The 18,226-nt window shown below is 52.8% G+C and carries 20 protein-coding genes; 8 read left to right on the forward strand and 12 right to left on the reverse strand.

The features are described 5' to 3' along the window. Nucleotides 1-8 precede the first annotated feature (8 nt). Nucleotides 9-1,208 carry an S-methyl-5-thioribose kinase gene (mtnK, locus tag PGQ95_RS04630; RefSeq protein ID WP_430917122.1) on the reverse strand — a complete coding sequence of 400 codons (1,200 nt, stop codon included), beginning with the start codon at nucleotides 1,206-1,208 and terminating at the stop codon, nucleotides 9-11. A 104-nt stretch (nucleotides 1,209-1,312) separates the two neighbouring features. Between mtnK and mtnA the strand changes: the two genes are divergently transcribed. After that, nucleotides 1,313-2,338 carry an S-methyl-5-thioribose-1-phosphate isomerase gene (mtnA, locus tag PGQ95_RS04635; protein WP_430917124.1) on the forward strand — a complete coding sequence of 342 codons (1,026 nt, stop codon included), beginning with the start codon at nucleotides 1,313-1,315 and terminating at the stop codon, nucleotides 2,336-2,338. A gap of 25 nt (nucleotides 2,339-2,363) precedes the next feature. Next, nucleotides 2,364-2,969, forward strand: a complete 606-nt coding sequence (locus PGQ95_RS04640; RefSeq protein WP_087860255.1) for a methylthioribulose 1-phosphate dehydratase — start codon at nucleotides 2,364-2,366, stop codon at nucleotides 2,967-2,969. Between the two features lie 3 nt (nucleotides 2,970-2,972). Here the strand turns inward: PGQ95_RS04640 and PGQ95_RS04645 are convergent, their stop codons facing one another. After that, on the reverse strand, nucleotides 2,973-3,515 hold the full coding sequence (locus tag PGQ95_RS04645; protein WP_113373842.1) for a 1,2-dihydroxy-3-keto-5-methylthiopentene dioxygenase: 543 nt from the start codon (nucleotides 3,513-3,515) through the stop codon (nucleotides 2,973-2,975). Next, on the reverse strand, nucleotides 3,512-4,201 hold the full coding sequence (gene mtnC / locus PGQ95_RS04650; protein ID WP_430917267.1) for an acireductone synthase: 690 nt from the start codon (nucleotides 4,199-4,201) through the stop codon (nucleotides 3,512-3,514). Before mtnC ends, PGQ95_RS04645 begins: the two co-directional genes overlap by 4 nt. A 184-nt stretch (nucleotides 4,202-4,385) precedes the next feature. On the opposite strand from mtnC, the gene PGQ95_RS04655 reads away from it, so the two are divergent. Continuing rightward, nucleotides 4,386-5,531, forward strand: a complete 1,146-nt coding sequence (locus tag PGQ95_RS04655) for a pyridoxal phosphate-dependent aminotransferase (protein WP_183269012.1) — start codon at nucleotides 4,386-4,388, stop codon at nucleotides 5,529-5,531. On the opposite strand, the gene PGQ95_RS04660 is transcribed toward PGQ95_RS04655, so the two are convergent. The 4 genes from PGQ95_RS04660 to dsbG form a co-directional block, all read right to left on the reverse strand. Beyond that, nucleotides 5,532-6,158, reverse strand: a complete 627-nt coding sequence (locus tag PGQ95_RS04660) for an IbrB-like domain-containing protein (protein ID WP_087860251.1) — start codon at nucleotides 6,156-6,158, stop codon at nucleotides 5,532-5,534. Continuing rightward, nucleotides 6,143-7,366: a phosphoadenosine phosphosulfate reductase gene (locus PGQ95_RS04665; RefSeq protein WP_411325850.1), complete on the reverse strand. Its 1,224-nt coding sequence runs from the start codon at nucleotides 7,364-7,366 to the stop codon at nucleotides 6,143-6,145. Before PGQ95_RS04665 ends, PGQ95_RS04660 begins: the two co-directional genes overlap by 16 nt. A 149-nt stretch (nucleotides 7,367-7,515) precedes the next feature. After that, entirely contained in the window at nucleotides 7,516-8,418 is a 903-nt protein-coding gene (citR, locus tag PGQ95_RS04670; protein ID WP_087860249.1) for a DNA-binding transcriptional repressor CitR, read from the reverse strand. A 193-nt stretch (nucleotides 8,419-8,611) separates the two neighbouring features. Next, nucleotides 8,612-9,364: a thiol:disulfide interchange protein DsbG gene (dsbG, locus tag PGQ95_RS04675; RefSeq protein WP_430917127.1), complete on the reverse strand. Its 753-nt coding sequence runs from the start codon at nucleotides 9,362-9,364 to the stop codon at nucleotides 8,612-8,614. Nucleotides 9,365-9,766: 402 nt separating this feature from the next. Between dsbG and ahpC the strand changes: the two genes are divergently transcribed. Both ahpC and ahpF read left to right on the forward strand, forming a co-directional pair. Next, nucleotides 9,767-10,330 (forward strand): alkyl hydroperoxide reductase subunit C, encoded by a 564-nt coding sequence (gene ahpC / locus PGQ95_RS04680; RefSeq protein WP_004859485.1) that lies wholly within the window; start codon nucleotides 9,767-9,769, stop codon nucleotides 10,328-10,330. Between the two features lie 128 nt (nucleotides 10,331-10,458). Continuing rightward, nucleotides 10,459-12,024 (forward strand): alkyl hydroperoxide reductase subunit F, encoded by a 1,566-nt coding sequence (ahpF, locus tag PGQ95_RS04685; protein ID WP_015367747.1) that lies wholly within the window; start codon nucleotides 10,459-10,461, stop codon nucleotides 12,022-12,024. Between the two features lie 87 nt (nucleotides 12,025-12,111). On the opposite strand, the gene uspG is transcribed toward ahpF, so the two are convergent. The 4 genes from uspG to dcuC all read right to left on the reverse strand — a co-directional run bounded on the left by uspG (nucleotide 12,112) and on the right by dcuC (nucleotide 15,577). Beyond that, nucleotides 12,112-12,540, reverse strand: coding sequence for a universal stress protein UspG (gene uspG / locus PGQ95_RS04690; RefSeq protein ID WP_015367746.1), 429 nt, complete (start codon nucleotides 12,538-12,540; stop codon nucleotides 12,112-12,114). Between the two features lie 189 nt (nucleotides 12,541-12,729). Then, nucleotides 12,730-13,140 carry a nucleoside diphosphate kinase regulator gene (gene rnk / locus PGQ95_RS04695; protein WP_015367745.1) on the reverse strand — a complete coding sequence of 137 codons (411 nt, stop codon included), beginning with the start codon at nucleotides 13,138-13,140 and terminating at the stop codon, nucleotides 12,730-12,732. Between the two features lie 172 nt (nucleotides 13,141-13,312). Next, nucleotides 13,313-14,110 (reverse strand): ribonuclease I, encoded by a 798-nt coding sequence (gene rna / locus PGQ95_RS04700; protein WP_430917130.1) that lies wholly within the window; start codon nucleotides 14,108-14,110, stop codon nucleotides 13,313-13,315. A 93-nt stretch (nucleotides 14,111-14,203) separates the two neighbouring features. Then, nucleotides 14,204-15,577: an anaerobic C4-dicarboxylate transporter DcuC gene (gene dcuC / locus PGQ95_RS04705; protein ID WP_087860246.1), complete on the reverse strand. Its 1,374-nt coding sequence runs from the start codon at nucleotides 15,575-15,577 to the stop codon at nucleotides 14,204-14,206. A gap of 291 nt (nucleotides 15,578-15,868) precedes the next feature. Here dcuC and pagP point away from each other — a divergent pair, with 291 nt between their 5' ends. Both pagP and cspE read left to right on the forward strand, forming a co-directional pair. Further along, on the forward strand, nucleotides 15,869-16,444 hold the full coding sequence (pagP, locus tag PGQ95_RS04710; protein ID WP_430917132.1) for a lipid IV(A) palmitoyltransferase PagP: 576 nt from the start codon (nucleotides 15,869-15,871) through the stop codon (nucleotides 16,442-16,444). A gap of 193 nt (nucleotides 16,445-16,637) precedes the next feature. After that, complete coding sequence (cspE, locus tag PGQ95_RS04715) at nucleotides 16,638-16,847, forward strand: transcription antiterminator/RNA stability regulator CspE (RefSeq protein ID WP_012542460.1); 210 nt, start codon at nucleotides 16,638-16,640, stop codon at nucleotides 16,845-16,847. Nucleotides 16,848-16,904: 57 nt separating this feature from the next. Here the strand turns inward: cspE and crcB are convergent, their stop codons facing one another. Beyond that, entirely contained in the window at nucleotides 16,905-17,288 is a 384-nt protein-coding gene (gene crcB, locus PGQ95_RS04720; RefSeq protein WP_087860424.1) for a fluoride efflux transporter CrcB, read from the reverse strand. An 89-nt stretch (nucleotides 17,289-17,377) separates the two neighbouring features. Between crcB and PGQ95_RS04725 the strand changes: the two genes are divergently transcribed. Continuing rightward, on the forward strand, nucleotides 17,378-18,166 hold the full coding sequence (locus tag PGQ95_RS04725) for a deaminated glutathione amidase (RefSeq protein ID WP_087860245.1): 789 nt from the start codon (nucleotides 17,378-17,380) through the stop codon (nucleotides 18,164-18,166). Nucleotides 18,167-18,226: the final 60 nt, after the last annotated feature.

The raw sequence follows: 18,226 nt of genomic DNA on the forward strand, positions 1-18,226 counted from the left end.
TCACGCGTTTAGCTGTACTGACGCACGCGGGCGATAAGTTCGTCCACGCTATCGATACGCTCGGCGATGACGATCAGCGCTTTGCCGAGCGTAATTGCGTGGCGCAGGCATTCGTGGCGCATGGCCGTGTCCTGAATAGAATCGATATCGGCGACGTGTGAAAGCCCGACGCTGCGGCGTATCAGTTCGGTTCCGCAGAATCCAATAGCATCGCACCAAACCTTTTTGAGGAATACTGAGGCGTAACCGGGGCAGGCCAGCGCGGTATCGCGGGTTTTCTCCGTCGCTAACGCCTGGAAACGCTCGCTGAAGGTGTGCCACAAGGTCTGAATATCGTTGAGCCGCTGTTCGCGCGCGGCGGCGGCATCGCGAATGCCGAGATGACCGGGCAAACCGCAGTAGTTAAGCAGCAAGTTGCCAATGGCGGTGCCGACGTCAAAACCGATTGGGCCGAAATAGCCAAATTCGGCATCGATGGCTTTAAGGCTATTTTCAGCGACGAAGATGGAGCCGCTATGAATATCGCCGTGCAGCAGGGCTTCGGCCTGTGAGAAAAAGCGGTGCTTCAGCGCCGCGACAGCCAGTTTAAGCTGAGCGTCCTCACGCAGGGCGGCAACATCTTCTTCCAGCTCCGCCGGGTAGTTATTGCGCTCGTGGATCTGATACGGATCGTTAAAAAACAGATCCTCGGTGATCTCGCACATTTCCGGATTAATAAATTGCGCCACCTGCGTTTTTTTCTCATGCGGATGGAGATAGAAATCGCTGGTGTGGAACAGCGTCTGCGCCAGATATTCGCCCAACTGGCTTGCTGCCTGCGGATAGTAGACGTTGCCGATAAGCTCGCCGCGCCAGATACGGTGGTCGGAAAGGTCTTCCATTACCATCACCGCCAGAGCGGGGTCGAAATGAAGAATCTGTACCGTATGCTGCGGGCTGTGCTGATAGTGGGCGACCAGGGTCTGCGCTTCGAGGCGCGCGCGGTCCAGTGTCAGCGGCCAGGATTCGCCGACGCAGCGCACGTAGGGCAGCGCCTGCTTAACAATAATTCGGCTCACGCCCTGAGCATCGAAAATTTTGAACACCAGATTGAGGTTGCCGTCGCCTACCTCCTGCGCCGACACCAGCTCAGACGGATCGTCGAGCCCGCCAAATTGTTGTGCGTAAGCCACCGCATCGCTGGCCGTGAAGGTATGGTATTGCGACATTGCCTCGATCCTCAAAAGTGCTGAATTAAGCCGTTCAGACGTCTATACATCTGGATTTCATCCTGACACAATGTGATACAACAACGCAACAGGGATTTAACGATATGCAGACACTACAGACCACCAGCCTGCGGGTAAGCGAAAATCAGCTTTTTATTCTCGATCAACAGGCATTGCCGCAGGAAAAACGCTGGCTGGCGGCGGATAACGTTGCGCTGCTGGTGGACCATATTCATGCTTTGCGGGTGCGCGGCGCGCCGTTGATTGGTCTCTCCGCCAGCCTGTTGCTGGCGCTGTTGGCGCAGCGCGGTTTATCCCGCGACGAGCTCGCTCAGGCGCTGGAAACCCTGCGCGCGGCGCGGCCGACGGCGGTCAATCTGATGAATAATCTCGATCGTATGAAGCAGGCTCTGGCGCAGGAAGATTATCCGCAGGCGCTGGAGTCTGAAGCGCTGCGTCTGATTGCCGAAGATATACAGCTGTGCGCCAGCATTGCCGAAGCTGGCAATGCGCTGGTCACGCCGGGTAGCCGTTTATTGACCCACTGTAATACCGGTGGTCTGGCGACGGCGGGGGTTGGCACCGCGCTGGGGGTTATCGCTTTGGCCCATGAACAGGGCAAGGTGGCTAACGTCTGGGTCGATGAGACGCGGCCGCTGCTGCAGGGCGGCCGCCTGACCGCCTGGGAACTGGGGGAGCTGGGCGTGCCGTATCAGCTTATTACCGACTCCATGGCCGCCAGCCTGATGGCGCAGGGGCAGGTTGATGCGGTATGGGTCGGTGCGGATCGTATCGCCGCCAACGGCGACGTGGCGAATAAAATTGGGACCTATTCGCTGGCGGTGCTGGCTCACTATCATCGCATTCCTTTCTACGTGGCGGCGCCGCAAACCACTCTCGATCGCCACTGCCCGAACGGCGCGGCGATCCCGATTGAACAGCGTGCGGCGCAAGAGGTGACCGGCGTAAAAGGCAGCTTTGGCGCCGTACAGTGGGCGCCAGAAAACGCGCCGGTTTACAACCCTGCCTTTGATGTGACGCCAGCGTCGTTAATCAGTGGTTGGGTGCTGGATAGCGGCGTGGTCACGCCACAGCAGGTGGCGGACGGCATATTTGCGCCGCTGGCGTAACGGTTAACATCGATAAGGAACGATTATGTGGCAAGAGCGACTCGCACAACTGGTGACCACCTGTCACTGGATTGGCGCGAAAGGGTGGGCGCCGGCAACCGGCGGCAATATGTCAGTACGCGAGGATGCGCGCTGGTGTTGGTTAAGCGAATCGGGGCGCGATAAGGGCAGCCTGACCCGCGACGATTTTTTGCAGGTGGACATCGCCAGCAATCGCGCGCCATCGGGACGTAAACCGTCGGCGGAGACCGGGTTGCATACGCTGGTTTATCGTCTGTTTCCGCAAGCGAACGTCGTGCTGCACGTGCATACCGTGCACGCCACGGTGCTCTCACGTCTTGAAACCAGCGATACCCTGCAGCTGCAGGGCTATGAAATGCAAAAAACGCTGAGCGGGCAGCATAGCCATCTCGATAGCGTACCGGTGGCGATTTTTGATAACGATCAGGATATTGAGGCGCTGGCGGCGCGGATTGAAGCGTATGCCCGTAGCCATCCTTTACGTTATGGATTTTTGATCCGCGGCCACGGTTTAACCTGTTGGGGCAGGGATGTTAGCGAGGCGCGGCGTCAGCTGGAAGGGCTCGAATTTCTCTTCGAATGCGAGCTGCTGCGCCGCCGCTATGCATAAAGGTTAGGGTAAGCGCGGGTAGGCATCGGCGATAGCATCGCCGGTGAACTGCGCTATCCAGCCTTCCGGATTGTCAAAAATACGAATGGCGGTGAAATTCGGCTCCGAACCCATATCGAACCAGTGTGGGGTATTTGCCGGGACGGAGATCAGATCGTTCTTTTCGCACAGCACCTGAAAGACTTCATCGCCGATATGCAGGCAAAACAGCCCGGCGCCTTCGACAAAGAAGCGCACTTCATCTTCGCCATGGGTATGCTCATTGAGGAATTTTGCCCGCAGCGCCTCTTTCTGCGGATTATCCGCTCGCAGGCTAATGACGTCCCAGCTCTGATAGCCCTTTTCAGCCACCAGTTTATCAATCGCGTGCTGATAGGCCGCAATAACGGTTTCAGCGCTTGGCGCCGGGCCAAGGTTGCGATCGGCCTGCCAGCGCTCGAAGCGCACCCCTTTCGCGCGCAATTGCTGTTGGATCTCATCGGCGTTGCTGCTGTGCCAGCGTGGATGGCTGGCATCGTTAACGGAAAAAATAGTTAATGCGCTCATGAGGGAAGTTGCTCCGGGTCGATGTCGTCAAAACGCTGAACCTGTGGATGATGGCAGGCCGGATCGCGGTCGCCGCGTACCAGCTGCAGAGTGCGGAAACCCGCTTCTTCAGCGGCGTCCAGTTCCTGATGAATATCAGAGAGGAACAGAATGCGCGCCGGGCTATGCCCCAGTTGCTCAGCGATGGTGCGATAGGATTGAACTTCGCGTTTAGCGCCGACCAGGGTATCGAAATAGCCGCTAAAGAGATGAGTAATATCACCTTCGTCGCTGTAGCCAAATAACAATTTCTGCGCGGCAACCGAGCCTGAGGAATATACATATAAATCAATGCCCATTGCCTTCCATTTCTCCAGCGACGGCAGAACATCGGGGTAAAGATGGCCGGTAAAATCACCGTTCAGATAGCCTTCGCGCCAGATAATGCCCTGCAGCGCTTTCAGCGCCGTCGATTTACGATCCTCATCCATGAAGCGGAATAGCGTCTCGATAAGCGCTGCGGTGCTGGCTTCGGGGGCGGCGATTTCCGTACGCAGATTGTCGAGAATGGTACTGACCGGCTCGACATACTGCTGCGCGGTGACAAATGCGGCCAGCCGCTCGCGGGCGTAGGGGAATAAGACGTTATGGACGAAGCGAATGTCGCTGGTGGTGCCTTCAATATCGGTCACGATAGCGCGGATCATGGTATCTCCAGAGTGGATAGTGCGCCGTGCTGCCGGTGGCGTCGGTTTGCCGCCTGCCTGCGGCAAGCGAAATAACGTTAGCATTTAGACGTCTAAGCGTCTTGATTGCCAAATATTAACATCGTGTTATAGTGGCTTCAACAACAGCATTACAATCGGAACGAAGATAATGAGCAATAAGCCACTGATTCCTGAAAGTAAACTCCCTGCATTAGGCACCACCATTTTTACCCAGATGAGCGCGCTGGCGCAGCAGCATCAGGCCATCAATCTATCACAAGGTTTCCCGGATTTTGACGGCCCGCGCTATTTACAGGAACGCCTGGCGTGGCATGTCGCCCAGGGAGCCAACCAGTATGCTCCGATGACCGGCGTACCGGCGCTGCGCGAAGCCATTGCCGATAAAACCGCTGAACTTTATGGCTATCGCCCGGATGCTAATAGCGAAGTGACCGTGACCGCCGGCGCGACTGAAGCGCTGTATGCGGCGATTACTGCGCTGGTGAGGGCGGGCGATGAGGCGATCTGCTTTGATCCGAGCTATGACAGCTACGCGCCGGCGGTAGAACTTTCCGGCGGCGTGCTGAAACGTATTGCTCTGCAGCCGCCGCATTTCCGCGTTGACTGGCAGCAGTTTGCCGCCACGTTAAGCGACCGCACCCGTTTGGTCATTCTTAATACGCCGCATAATCCATCAGCCACCGTCTGGCAGCGGGAAGATTTTGCCGCGCTGTGGCAGGCGATCGCCGGGCGGGAAATTTACGTTATCAGCGACGAAGTGTATGAGCATATCTGTTTTGCAGAGCAGGGGCACGCCAGCGTGCTGGCTCATCCGCAGTTGCGTGAACGGGCGGTAGCGGTCTCTTCTTTCGGTAAAACCTTTCATATGACCGGCTGGAAAGTGGGTTATTGCGTGGCGCCTGCCGCCATCAGCGCCGAGCTGCGTAAAGTGCACCAGTATTTAACCTTTGCCGTTAATACGCCGGCTCAGCTGGCGCTGGCGGATATGCTGCGCGCGCAGCCGGAGCACTACCGCGAGCTGCCTGCGTTTTATCAGCAGCGCCGGGATCTGTTTATTGATGCGCTACGCGACAGCCGGCTGGAGATCCTGCCGTGTGAAGGCACCTACTTTCTGCTGGCGGACTATAGCGCCATTTCTGACCTTGATGACGTCAGCTTCTGTCGCTGGCTGACCACGGACGTCGGCGTGGCGGCGATCCCGCTGTCGGTATTCTGTGCCGATCCGTTCCCGCATAAGTTGATTCGCCTGTGCTTCGCTAAGCAGCCGGAAACCCTGCTGGCGGCGGCAGACCGTCTGCGTCGGCTGTAGCTATTTCACCGTCCACGCCTGGGAAAATTGACGGTCGCCGAACATCTCGGCCAGACCGTTAATTTGCTTCAGGCGCAACACTTCATCGGCATCCATCCCCAACTCTTTACTGATTTTTGCGTTGCTCCAACCGAGATTGGCCAGCTCGCGGACAATTTCCGACATCGCGTGAATCTGATGGCGTCCGCGGGCCCGATTGTGACGAATAGTGGCGGCCATCAGGGCATCGCGCGGGTGGCTATTCTCCGTCAAACAGGTTACCGGTAAATATCCCTTGAGCCGCTTTTTTAATGACACTTTGCTGCTAACCAGTTCGTGGCGGTGAAAACCGTCAATGATGGTATAACGCTTTGGCTGCTGATGCTGCACCACGATAGGTTGCGTAAAGCCGTTGGCCTCCAGCGAAGTTAACAACAGTCGCTTTTCCGGCGGTGCAAGATTGTTAGGGTTGTAGTCATTGGGAACCACTTCTTCCTCTTTAACCCATAGCACGCAGTCAACCGGCTGGTTGCGAAAAGGGCTATGGCGGTGCAGAGCCTGGCGAAAGCGGTTCAGCGCGTCGATTTTTTCCTCTTCCGGCAGCGCGGCCAGATACTCTTCTATCTGGGTTATTAGTCGTTGTTGCATAACAGTCCCCATTGTTGGCGTTTTTTACTTATGCGCTCGCAGTAGTTTTTATAGCGGGTGGCCTTAGTTGGGCTAAATGAAAGCTGGCGACACCAGTAATCATTGTTTAATAACACTTTGCAGACGCGTCGCCATGAAGGGATATCCCGGGTGCCGATGTCGCTCTCCTGGCTATCGGGGATATCGTCCATTCCCTGCTTTTGATACCAGTGCAGATAAACCGCGATTTTATTACGATAATGCTCGGCGGTTGGCCGCGGCATGCTATCCAGCAGAAACAGGGCATAACTCTTCCAGCTGTGGTGCCCGGGTTTATCGAGCTTACGGTGGCCATAGAATTTGTTGTCATATCCGGCATAAATACCGCCGCTGTGCACGCCGTTTACGCGCTGGCAGATGGCTGCCCAGCGCTCGGGTTCCAGCACGTGATACAGCCAGAGTCCCTGGCGCTGCTCCGGGCCAAAAGGTTCACAGATGCGCATATAGCGTAGCGGCACCCCGGCCTGATACATCAGATCGTAAAGGGGGTTATAGGTATGGCCGCTTTTGCTAAACCACGTCCAGATATCGGCGGTTTTCCAGTCATAGATCGGGTAGATGTACCAGGTATGACCGCCCGGCGCCGATGTTGTCCATGGCTTGTCATCGGCAAAGCGCAGCTTGCGCTGCGATGAGATGGTCATAAAACGATTAAGCGATTCATCTGCCCGGATACCCACCATCATTGCCGCCGGGCGGTTTTGCGAAAACCAGTCGGCGAAATCACGAACGAACTCTTCAAAGCTCATTCCGCATCTATAAAACGGAAAATAGCCGGGATCGGTAATAGCGTCAGCGGGCGGCTGGCGTACCCAGTTGACGCCAGGTTCCCAGCATTGCCACTCCGGCGAAAACTGCGTCAGTGAGTTTTGCGTGGTGAGCGGCAGGGCCACCCAATAAAATTTTTCAATAACATCCTGGTATTCGGTGCGAATATTTTCGCAATGCTGAATGGTGCAGGAAAATTGCGCTTCCCAATCAATAAACAGCACGCTGAATTTCTTGCCCATTTGCCGGGCGCAAAGCGCCGCCAGGTGCAGCATAGTGGTGGAGTCTTTTCCGCCGGAGAAAGAGATGCAGATGCGTGAAAAATTTTCTAATACCCACTGTATCCGCTGCTGGCTTGCTTGAAGAACGGACTCGGGTAATGGAATTTTTATTAATGACATTACCATTAATCCTTTAATGTGATAGGTACGATTTCACGGATAGTGTAGAACACATTAATGGTAAGGTTAATATATATTAGTAATGTTTCACCTGGTTCATAAATGGAGGTCCACAATATATTTGTTATGTGAATATATTGTGGGTTTAATTAATCGGTGTTTTTATGTCTGCTGATAAAAGCAGCAAATTTAGGATTGTTAAGTGATGAACGATTGTAAATCATATATGTCTTGATGGGCGGTACGGGGTGTGGCTGAATGATTTCATGAAAATCAAATGAACCTTTAAAGTACTCCAGTACGTGTCTGGCCATATAACCGATAAAATCACTTTGATGAATCATGGTTAAAATAGCTATCAACGAGTTGCTTTGGAACGCAATTCTACGATTGGTAAATATATTTTCATTTTGATTTTGAAATAATTTCACACCTGGATCATTAGAAATATAATAAGTGAATCCTTCCTTCTCAATCGCTTCCTGTGTATTAAGTAACGCCTTTCTTGGGTGATCCTTACGGCAAATCAGAACCACCTCAATTTCCTGAAATGGTTGGCATACGACACTATGATTTGAGATTGGCGTTAGACTATAAACCAGATCCGCTTTTCGATAGGCCATCAAATCATCAGCGCTCTCCGAAGATAAAAGAAGATCGCGGTGTTCAATTTGGAGGTTTGGATCCTGATATAAATCATTGATCAAATCCATTGTACCAGGGGCAACAAACAATTGTGGGCTATAAATAACAAATCTTTTACTTAATTCAGAATGATTGGCAATATTAATTGTTTTTTCTAATTGATTGAGGTTCTGTTCCAGGTGATGATGTAAATTCACCCCAACGATCGTTGGCGTTATCCCCTTGCCCGAACGGACAAATAGCGGATCGTTTAATTGATTGCGTAACCGCTGCAGCGACTGACTAACCGCAGAAGGGGTAATAAACAGCGTTTCTGCGGCTTTACTGATACTAAGATGTTGATAAATACACTCGAAGATAACCAACAGGTTTAGATCGAATTTTTTTAAGTCATAAAGGTTGGCCATGCTTAACGTCCTGTTTATGTTGCATCGAGGCGAACGGATTACTATTTCTTCCCGTTATAAATTTGGAGCGATGCCATGAATTATCATTATTATAGCTAAATCTACAATTAATCCCTACTAAATGTATACCAACCAATCGCTTTCCGCCAGATCCTTTTTTGTCCTTAAGACTCTGGCGGAAATACGTTATTTTTTACTGCTGTTTTTCACCCATCATCACCTGCAGTTTCTCTTTATCAGGTAACCCCACTACCTGCTGCAGCATGTTGTCTTTATTCATATAGTAAATAGCCGGGGTGGCATTAGCGCCGAGGTCATCCATCAGCTGCTGGTTGACATTCAGTGTCCTCATCAACGCTGCAGGGATATCTGCCGGTACGTTTAGCTTCATTTTGCCGTTGGACTGTTCGTAATCATGCCAGGTTTGCGCCGGGTCTTTGCTGGCCAGAATGGCTGCCGCGGTGGCCGGGCTCTCTGGTTTAATCACGCCGACCAATAAGGTGCGCAGCTGCACCTTACCGGATTCAACCCACGGTCGCGCCTGTTGCCAGAACTGTTTACAGTAAGGGCAGAAAGGGTCGGCAAACACATAAAGGACGATGGGCGCCTCTTTTTTGCCTTCCAGTAGCCAATCAGCGGATTCGAGTTTTTTCCACATCGCCTGTCCTGCCGGGGTATAGAGCTCTTTCTGGAAAAGCTGTTCGCTCAGATTGTTGCCTTTTTCGTCGTACATATAGCCGGAAATGGCGTGTTTACCGTCGGGGGTGAGATAGATAGCAACACCCATATCCTGATATTTTCCGAGCCAGCCTTTGACGCCACCGGGAGCTTCAAAGGGCTTAATGATAGTAATACCCTGTTTTTCTATCGCTTTTATGGGGGCAGGGAGGTCTTCGGCATAGCTGCACAACGGCAACAGGCTCAGGAAAAGCAGTCGTTTTAACATGAGTATTCCTTTTAAATCAGAAACTAATGCGAAGTGGTGGTGAAACCTATCGCAGTCATAGATAAGACCTGCCGGGCGTTTGGTTGCCCTTTAGTTCGGCGAATGATGTAATCCTTCATGCTGTTACATTAAGGTGTAGAGCGCAACATATTGCCAGCCATTCTGGCGCTGAAGCTACCTGCGGGTATTTCAGGTAACGGGGCCGCCTGAGAGGGCGGCCTTTTTACTTTTAGCGAAATGAGGCGAAACACGGGTAAAAACCGCGATCGCGACGGCAGGTTCACAAAGTTGTCTTGTGGCGGTTGTTAGATAACGCTTATTGATTTGATAATGCAAACGCATTGGTCGAGTCAGGAAAAATTCGTTAACTTAGACCTCAACAAAAACACGGAGGAAGTATCGATGTCTTTAATTAATACCAAAATCAAACCTTTCAAAAACCAGGCATTCAAAAACGGTGAATTCATCGAAGTTACCGAAAAAGATACTGAAGGCCGCTGGAGCGTCTTCTTCTTCTACCCGGCTGACTTCACTTTCGTTTGCCCGACAGAACTGGGCGACGTGGCTGACCATTACGAAGAACTGCAGAAACTGGGCGTAGACGTGTACTCTGTATCTACCGACACCCACTTCACCCACAAAGCGTGGCACAGCAGCTCTGACACCATCGCTAAAATCAAATACGCGATGATCGGCGACCCGACTGGCGCCCTGACCCGTAACTTCGACAACATGCGTGAAGATGAAGGTCTGGCTGACCGCGCGACCTTCGTTGTTGACCCGCAGGGCATCATCCAGGCAATCGAAGTTACCGCTGAAGGTATCGGCCGTGATGCGTCTGACCTGCTGCGTAAAATCAAAGCCGCTCAGTACGTTGCTTCCCACCCAGGCGAAGTGTGCCCGGCTAAGTGGAAAGAAGGTGAAGCGACGCTGGCTCCTTCTTTAGATCTGGTTGGTAAGATCTAATTCGTTTTATTCCCGCTAATCAACGGGCGTACCCGCGCCCGTTTTATTCCAACACCATGATGCAAGCGCATTCAGGCTGCCTGATAAAGGCCGCTTGCATGATGATGTTTTAAGCCCAGGAGATAAAAATGCTCGACACCAACATGAAAACCCAGCTCAAGGCCTATCTTGAGAAGCTGACCAAACCTGTTGAGCTGATTGCCACGCTGGATGACAGCGCTAAATCGGCAGAGATCAAGGAACTGTTGGCTGAAATCGCTGAACTGTCAGACAAAGTTACCTTTAAAGAAGACAATACGTTGGCGGTACGTAAGCCATCGTTCCTGATTACTAACCCAGGTTCCAACCAGGGCCCGCGTTTTGCTGGTTCTCCACTGGGACATGAATTCACCTCATTAGTGCTGGCGCTGCTGTGGACCGGCGGCCATCCGTCGAAAGAAGCCCAGTCGCTGCTGGAACAGATCCGCAATCTTGACGGTGATTTTGAGTTTGAGACCTACTACTCGCTCTCTTGCCACAACTGCCCGGACGTGGTGCAGGCGCTGAACCTGATGGCGGTGCTTAACCCGCGTATCAAACACACGGCGATTGATGGCGGGACCTTCCAGAATGAAATCACCGATCGCAACGTGATGGGCGTACCGGCGGTGTTTGTGAATGGTCAGGAATTTGGTCAAGGTCGTATGACGCTGACTGAAATCGTTGCCAAAGTGGATACCGGCGCGGAAAAACGTGCGGCGGAAGAGCTTAACAAACGCGATGCTTATGACGTTCTGATTGTGGGTTCCGGCCCGTCTGGCGCCGCGGCGGCGGTATACTCCGCGCGTAAAGGCATTCGTACCGGCCTGATGGGCGAACGCTTCGGCGGTCAGGTACTGGATACCGTAGATATCGAAAACTATATTTCCGTACCGAAAACCGAAGGTCAGAAGTTGGCGGGGGCGCTGAAAGCGCACGTCAGTGAGTATGATGTTGATGTGATTGATTCACAAAGCGCGGCAAAACTGATCCCGGCAGCCGTCGAAGGCGGCCTGCATCAGATTGAAACCGCCTCCGGCGCGGTGCTGAAAGCGCGCAGCGTGATCATCGCGACCGGCGCCAAATGGCGTAACATGAACGTACCGGGTGAAGACCAATACCGGACTAAAGGCGTAACCTACTGCCCGCACTGCGACGGCCCGCTGTTTAAAGGTAAACGCGTGGCGGTGATTGGCGGCGGTAACTCCGGCGTTGAAGCGGCGATTGATCTGGCGGGCGTCGTTGAGCACGTGACGCTACTGGAATTCGCACCAGAAATGAAAGCCGACCAGGTGCTGCAGGATAAAGTACGCAGCCTGAAAAATGTCGATATTATTCTCAACGCCCAGACTACCGAAGTGGTTGGCGACGGTAGCAAGGTGACGGGGCTGCAGTATCGCGATCGCGTCAGCGGCGATGAGCATCATGTCGCGTTAGCCGGTATTTTTGTCCAGATCGGCCTGTTGCCGAATACCAACTGGCTGGAAGGTACGGTTGAGCGTAACCGCATGGGTGAAATCATCATCGATGCCAAATGTGAAACCAACGTGAAGGGCGTGTTTGCGGCCGGTGACTGCACCACCGTACCGTACAAGCAAATTATTATCGCCACTGGCGAAGGCGCGAAAGCTTCTCTGAGCTCATTCGATTATCTGATTCGCACCAAAAGCGCATAAACATAAAAAGTCGTAAGACAATACCTGCATACAGCAAAGAGGCGACCATAGGGTCGCCTCTTTTTTTTTGCTTATTTCACCGTTTCGTTATCTCACGACCATCACCGGAATATGCGCATGACGGATGACGCTTGAGGCGTTTGAACCCAGCAAATGGGTGCTGATCGACGGATTGCGGGAACCAATTACTACCACGTCAGCTTTTATTTCATTGGCCAGTTCATTAACCATGTCGCGTACATTGCCGAAACGTACATGGCTTTTGATGCGTGAAGGGTCGATGCTGAAGTGGCCGACCATGGTCTGCAAGCGGGTTTCCGCTTCATGCTGCAAATGCTCTTCAAAGCGGCGTAGATCGGCGGTAAAACGGCTCATGGTGAAGCTGGATGAGCCGGGTAAGACGTGAAGTAAATGAATAATGCCGTCCTGTTGGGCAAGAAACTCTGCATGGCGGACAGCCTTGTCGCTCAGCTCCATTTCAAAGACATCAACCGGCATAATGATAGTTTTATACATATGCATTTCTCCTTGTTTGTCTGTTTCTATATCAACATATTATACAAGGATATTGTGGCATTCAGGTCGCAAAACTGTATACGCCGTCACGAGATGAGGTAAAACTTTGTCAGACAGGAAGGGAAAACAGAAAGAGGATGGCGAAGCATCCTCTGAATAAAGCGTCAAACGCCTCAGGCAGCGGGGAACTTAGCGGTGGAATTCGCCTGCGGCTTCCGGCTGGTATAGCAGCTCCAGCACTTCCAGATGCGCCGATGCGCCGCCAGGCAACTCCCAGTGAATGGAGGTGCCGACTTTCAGCCCAAGCAGCGCTGCGCCAACCGGCGCCAGAACCGAAAGCTGAGTGGCGCTATCGGTCGCCTGAGCCGGGAAGACCAGAGTCCGCACGCGTTCTTCGCCGCTGGTTAAATCGCGAAAGCGGACTTTGCTGTTCATGCTCACGACGTCGTGCGGCATTGCTTCCGGCGCGAGCATTTGCGCACGATCCAGTTCGTCGTTCAGGGCATCGGCGACCGGCGAATTAGCGTAAGCCGGTTGCTCAAGCAGTCTGTCGATACGTTCAGCATCGAATTCGTTAATAATGATTGCGGGTCTGGTCATTGCATACTCCATGTTATCCAGGAACCTTTTCCGTAAAAGAAAACCCTCGCCGAAAGGGGCAAGGGTTAATGTCCCTTCATCATACTGAGACTTGCCTGATGTTTGAAGTGATTAAGCGCACATTCAGCGCATCGTGAGCAAAAGCAGATGAAGTGGGCGCATCGCCCTGTTATCAAGAACCGACTTTGTCCAGAACAAACTGCTTAGCGCAGTTGCCCGGATGCGGCTGCGGCAGGAACGAATCTGCGCCCAACGGGGCATTAATAGCGCCAGCCTTGATGGAAATTTGCATTTCCGTTAAATAAGCCGGGTTGCCGTCGCAGGTTAATTTAAAGGCTTTGACGTTTTGCGCGCCATACGCTTTGGCGACGGCGGCATCAAAATCGCTACGGCTAACGGTTTGTCCGTAGTGTTTTGCCAGAAAATCACCGATTGCGCTTTGCTTCACTTCGCCATTCAGGCGCACCATCGTACCGAAGTAGCTATCCGGATCGAAGCCGAAACAGACGCCATGCTTGGCATACTCATAACGTTCCAGACAAGAGTTCCCGCCAGAACCCGGCATCACGCTATTCAGCTTATTAGCCATTTCCAGCGACAGCCCGGTTTCCGCGGCCTGGCATTTACGCCCGGCTTTGACTTCCGGCATATTGGGGATCGGGCGCGTCGCGCAGCCGTAGCGCATCCAGCGGCGCTCGTCGACGCCGCGTGAGGCGATCGACTTCGGCAGGCCCGGCCATAGGCCGTGTACCGTCAGAAAATCGGCTTTGTTGCGTTCGTCCTGCTGTAGCCGGCACTCCTCGGGCTCATTACGGTTACTATCCAGCATGCTCTGACAAAAACCGGTTTGCCAGGACAGTGCCAGCACGTAACGATCGAAATCACCGTATTTCGTCGCGGTAAGCGGCTCTGCGCCAACCTGCGTTGCGCCGAGTAAAAGGGCAATGGCGACGACATCCTTCCTGAACATTTTTATTCCTGATAGTGGGAGATGATTAATTGCTGGGATTTATTAAAGCATAAAAAAGGCGCCTGCTGGCGCCTTTTCACTGTGGTTTGTAGTTTATTGAACCGCGGCGCCGGGGACCAGAATCTCGGTGGCGACGATCACCACCAACAGGCCGACGATAACGGGGACCGAGGTGCGCTTAACGACTTCAAATGGCGAAATCTTCGCCATTCCCGCCACCGCCACCACCACGCCGGAAACCGGTGAAATAGTGCGTCCCAAATTCGACGCCTGCAACATAGGGATCGACAGGTAAGCCGGATTGATGCCGGAAGAGTGGGCAAGCTTCGGGATCATCTCTACGAAGGCATAAAATGGCGCGTTGCCGGAGCCGGTGGTCATCGCCGCCAGCATGGTCAGAATCACCAGCACCAGCATCAGAATGATACTGGCGGAACCGAACGAGGTGGCTATGGAGATAAGTCCGTCGATAAAACCGATAGTGCTCAGACCCTGGGCAAATACGCCCGCCGCGACCAACAGCATGACGACGCTGGCGAAGGCGTCAGCCATACCGCGATAGGCGGCTTCCAGCCCGGCGAAGACCTTTTTAGTGTCAAAACTGCGCAGGAATTCCAGTACCGAAGCCAGCACCATACAGAGCACCAGAATAGTGATGATGTGTAATTCAGGACCCCATTTGCCGTCGAAAATCAGCACCCCGATAATCGGCGTGAAAGGTAGAATAGCGTACAGCGCCGGCGCGGTGGTGGTTATCTCGTTGACGTCGAGCATTTCGTGCGAGGCGTTCTCTTTTTTATCGAGGTAGCGCTGCCAGAAGAAGTGAGCGATGGCCATACAGACGATAGCGGCAATCGAGATAGGCAAGGTGGTTTTGAACGCGAAATCGATTAGCGGCATTTCGGCAGCTTTGGCCGCCAGTACTACGTCACCGGAGGTCGGAGACAGGATCAACGCGGCAGGGGAGGCGCAAATCGCCGCCGCGGCGCCGCGGCTGATGCCGACGTTGACCATTACCGGGAACAGCGTCGCCATCAGCAGCACACCCAGGCCGGTCGCTGAGGAGACCGCCAGCGACATCAGACAGGCGAGGAAGTAGGCGGCAATCATCAACAGATAAGGTGAGTTAATATATCGCAGCGGTTTAGAGGCCAGTTTAACCACCATATCGTTGGCGCCGATATGCGTCATATAGGTGGCGAAGCCGCAGAGCATCATAATCATCATGCCGAGGTCGCCGCCGCGGCTCATGAGCAGTATTTTAATATACTCGAAGATGTCGGTCGCGGTGTAACCCGTACTGGCGGCGCTGGCCGGGAGAACCTTATGCCCCATGATGGCGCTGGCGATAAGTAAGACTAAACCGCCGACAAACAGCACCCCTGTCGCGGAATAGCCTTTTATAATGTAGCGGGCGACGCCCACAATAACCACGACCCCGATTAGGATCTCAACAAGCGTAAGCATACTTTACCCCTAAGCCATTAACCCAAAGAATCTGCTGATATCTAAAGCACTACAAAAATTAAGTGAGGGAATGTGCCCAAAAAACGGACAGAACTTGCTGACCCAAATCAATAAACTACTGAGAATTGACTAATCGGAACCTGCGGCGCGGCTAACATCACAAAAGTCGTCTCCCAGGATGCGGTTTTTGCCATGGCGCAATTCAGGATTTTGCCTTATTCCGTTAACAGTCTATTAAGATTACATTTGTTACTTTACTTCGTTTTTAAAATTGAAATCGGTAATAGAGAAGTGTTGAAACTACGTCAATTTACATTGTTTATTCTTACGCTGTCCGGCCTGCTGCTGTCGTCCGGTTATGCTAACGCCTCGTTCTCGTCAACGCTCCGCGATGGCTACAATACGCTGACGGACAATGTCTCGCAAACCTGGAACGAGCCTGAGCACTACGATCTGTACGTTCCGGCGATCACCTGGCACGCGCGTTTTGCCTATGACAAAGAGAAAACCGATAAGTACAACGAACGCCCGTGGGGCGCGGGATTCGGCGTGTCGCGTTGGGACGATAAAGGAAACTGGCACGGCCTGTATCTGATGGCGTTTAAAGATTCCTTTAATAAGTGGGAGCCGATTGGCGGCTATGGCTGGGAAAAAACCTGGCGTCCGCTGGCCGATGACAACTTCCACCTTGGCCTTGGTTACACCCTTGGCGTAACGGCGCGCGATAACTGGAACTATATCCCGATCCCGGTAGTGCTGCCGCTGGCCTCGATTGGCTACGGCCCGGCGACGTTCCAGATGACCTACATCCCCGGCACTTATAACAACGGCAACGTTTATTTTGCCTGGGCGCGCATTCAGTTTTAATCGTTATAACGTAGTGACAAAAGTGATAAGTTCTTTGTCTTGTTGAAAAACAATGACTAACGTAACTGTCGGCTATAAAGATAGAGACTTTTATCACTTTTTAAGAAAGTTACGCTGGACAAAAGGCATCACAATTGATGTACTGGTATCCGACACAGCATTAGTGTCGTTTTTTAATTTAAAGGTAATTTTGATGTCTAAGATTAAAGGTAACGTTAAGTGGTTTAATGAGTCCAAAGGATTCGGTTTCATTACTCCGGAAGATGGCAGCAAAGATGTATTCGTACACTTCTCTGCAATCCAGTCCAACGGTTTCAAAACTCTGGCTGAAGGTCAGCGCGTAGAGTTCGAAATCACTAACGGTGCCAAAGGCCCTTCTGCTGCAAACGTAATGGCTATCTAACCAACACGTCAGTAGAATATAAAAACCCGCTTATAGCGGGTTTTTTTTTGCCTGTCGTTAACGGGCGGCTGACTGTGAAAATAGCCAGAATGCCGTCGCGGTCATGGTGAAAGAACCAAGCAGGTTGACGAGAACGTTTAGCAACGCCCAGCTGAAACGCCCCTGCTGGAGCAGGAAGACGACTTCTGCGGAAAAGGTGGAGAAGGTCGTCAGGCCGCCGCAGAAACCGGTAGTGATGAGCAACTTCCACATAGGATCGACATGCGTCAGACGATTAAACCACGCCAGCCCGGCACCGATAATAAAGGCGCCCAGCAGGTTAGCGACTAGCGTGCCAATGGGAATCGCATGATGCATGGGGTTAAATTTCATGCCCAGCCACCAGCGCAACACGCTGCCGGTTCCGCCGCCAACAAAAACGGCTAAAAGGAGTTGTAACACGGTCATTTCCTGCTAATACGTTAGAGAGAGGGTTGAGTGTAGCGCGATAAACGCGTTTTTGGCTATGGATTCGCAAGTGGGAGAAAGAGATGCGGGTAGCTGCGGGACAATTCGCCGTCACGGCGCAGTGGCAAAAAAATGCGCAGACCTGCGTTGAGCTGATGCATCAGGCGGCAGAATGCGGCGCTTCGTTACTGGTCTTGCCCGAGGCGCTACTGGCGCGAGCCGATAACGACCCGGATATGTCGGTAAAATCCGCGCAGGCGCTGGATGGCGGCTTTATGCAGCAGTTACTGGCGGAAAGCCGGCGGAATGACTTAACCACGATATTAACGCTACACGTGCCTTCTGCTGAAGGGCGCGCGAGCAATACGCTGGTGGCGATATGCCGAGGGGCGATTTGCGCACAATACCAGAAACTCCATTTGTACGATGCGTTTAATATGCAGGAGTCACGGCTGGTGGATGCCGGCGAGCAAATCCCGCCGTTAATAGAGGTAAATGGGATGCGAATCGGCTTAATGACCTGCTACGATTTACGCTTTCCCGAATTAGCGCTATCGTTAGCGTTAAAGGGGGCTGATGTGTTGGTGCTTCCGACAGCCTGGGTGCGTGGGCCATTGAAAGAACATCACTGGGCGACGCTGCTGGCGGCAAGGGCGCTGGATACTACCTGCTACATTATTGCGGCAGGCGAGTGTGGAACGCGTAATATCGGCCAGAGCCGGATTATCGATCCGCTCGGTACCACCATTGCTGGCGCCGCAGCCCAGCCGCAGCTGATTTTTGCTGAGATATCCGCAGATTATATTCATCAGGTGCGCGAGAGTTTGCCGGTGCTGCGTAATCGCAGATTTGCGCCACCGCAATTATTGTGACGTTTTTTTAAACAAGGCTTGATTCACCTTGTTACAGATTGCTATTGTGTCGGCGCGTCA

Origin of the sequence: Klebsiella sp. 141240 (assembly GCF_050600805.1) — a bacterium.
In the GTDB taxonomy this organism is placed as follows: Bacteria; Pseudomonadota; Gammaproteobacteria; order Enterobacterales; family Enterobacteriaceae; genus Klebsiella; species Klebsiella aerogenes.

Excerpts from the sequence above, each read along its gene's own strand:
- PGQ95_RS04645 (WP_113373842.1), bottom strand. The coding sequence starts at position 3,515 with ATGAGCGCATTAACTATTTTTTCCGTTAACGATGCCAGCCATCCACGC.
- PGQ95_RS04660 (WP_087860251.1), bottom strand. The coding sequence starts at position 6,158 with ATGCAACAACGACTAATAACCCAGATAGAAGAGTATCTGGCCGCGCTG.
- dsbG (WP_430917127.1), bottom strand. The coding sequence starts at position 9,364 with ATGTTAAAACGACTGCTTTTCCTGAGCCTGTTGCCGTTGTGCAGCTAT.
- ahpC (WP_004859485.1), top strand. The coding sequence starts at position 9,767 with ATGTCTTTAATTAATACCAAAATCAAACCTTTCAAAAACCAGGCATTC.
- uspG (WP_015367746.1), bottom strand. The coding sequence starts at position 12,540 with ATGTATAAAACTATCATTATGCCGGTTGATGTCTTTGAAATGGAGCTG.
- rnk (WP_015367745.1), bottom strand. The coding sequence starts at position 13,140 with ATGACCAGACCCGCAATCATTATTAACGAATTCGATGCTGAACGTATC.
- citR (WP_087860249.1), bottom strand. The coding sequence starts at position 8,418 with ATGGCCAACCTTTATGACTTAAAAAAATTCGATCTAAACCTGTTGGTT.
- mtnA (WP_430917124.1), top strand. The coding sequence starts at position 1,313 with ATGCAGACACTACAGACCACCAGCCTGCGGGTAAGCGAAAATCAGCTT.
- PGQ95_RS04725 (WP_087860245.1), top strand. The coding sequence starts at position 17,378 with ATGCGGGTAGCTGCGGGACAATTCGCCGTCACGGCGCAGTGGCAAAAA.
- ahpF (WP_015367747.1), top strand. The coding sequence starts at position 10,459 with ATGCTCGACACCAACATGAAAACCCAGCTCAAGGCCTATCTTGAGAAG.
- mtnK (WP_430917122.1), bottom strand. The coding sequence starts at position 1,208 with ATGTCGCAATACCATACCTTCACGGCCAGCGATGCGGTGGCTTACGCA.
- mtnC (WP_430917267.1), bottom strand. The coding sequence starts at position 4,201 with ATGATCCGCGCTATCGTGACCGATATTGAAGGCACCACCAGCGACATT.
- PGQ95_RS04665 (WP_411325850.1), bottom strand. The coding sequence starts at position 7,366 with ATGTCATTAATAAAAATTCCATTACCCGAGTCCGTTCTTCAAGCAAGC.
- PGQ95_RS04640 (WP_087860255.1), top strand. The coding sequence starts at position 2,364 with ATGTGGCAAGAGCGACTCGCACAACTGGTGACCACCTGTCACTGGATT.
- cspE (WP_012542460.1), top strand. The coding sequence starts at position 16,638 with ATGTCTAAGATTAAAGGTAACGTTAAGTGGTTTAATGAGTCCAAAGGA.
- dcuC (WP_087860246.1), bottom strand. The coding sequence starts at position 15,577 with ATGCTTACGCTTGTTGAGATCCTAATCGGGGTCGTGGTTATTGTGGGC.
- rna (WP_430917130.1), bottom strand. The coding sequence starts at position 14,110 with ATGTTCAGGAAGGATGTCGTCGCCATTGCCCTTTTACTCGGCGCAACG.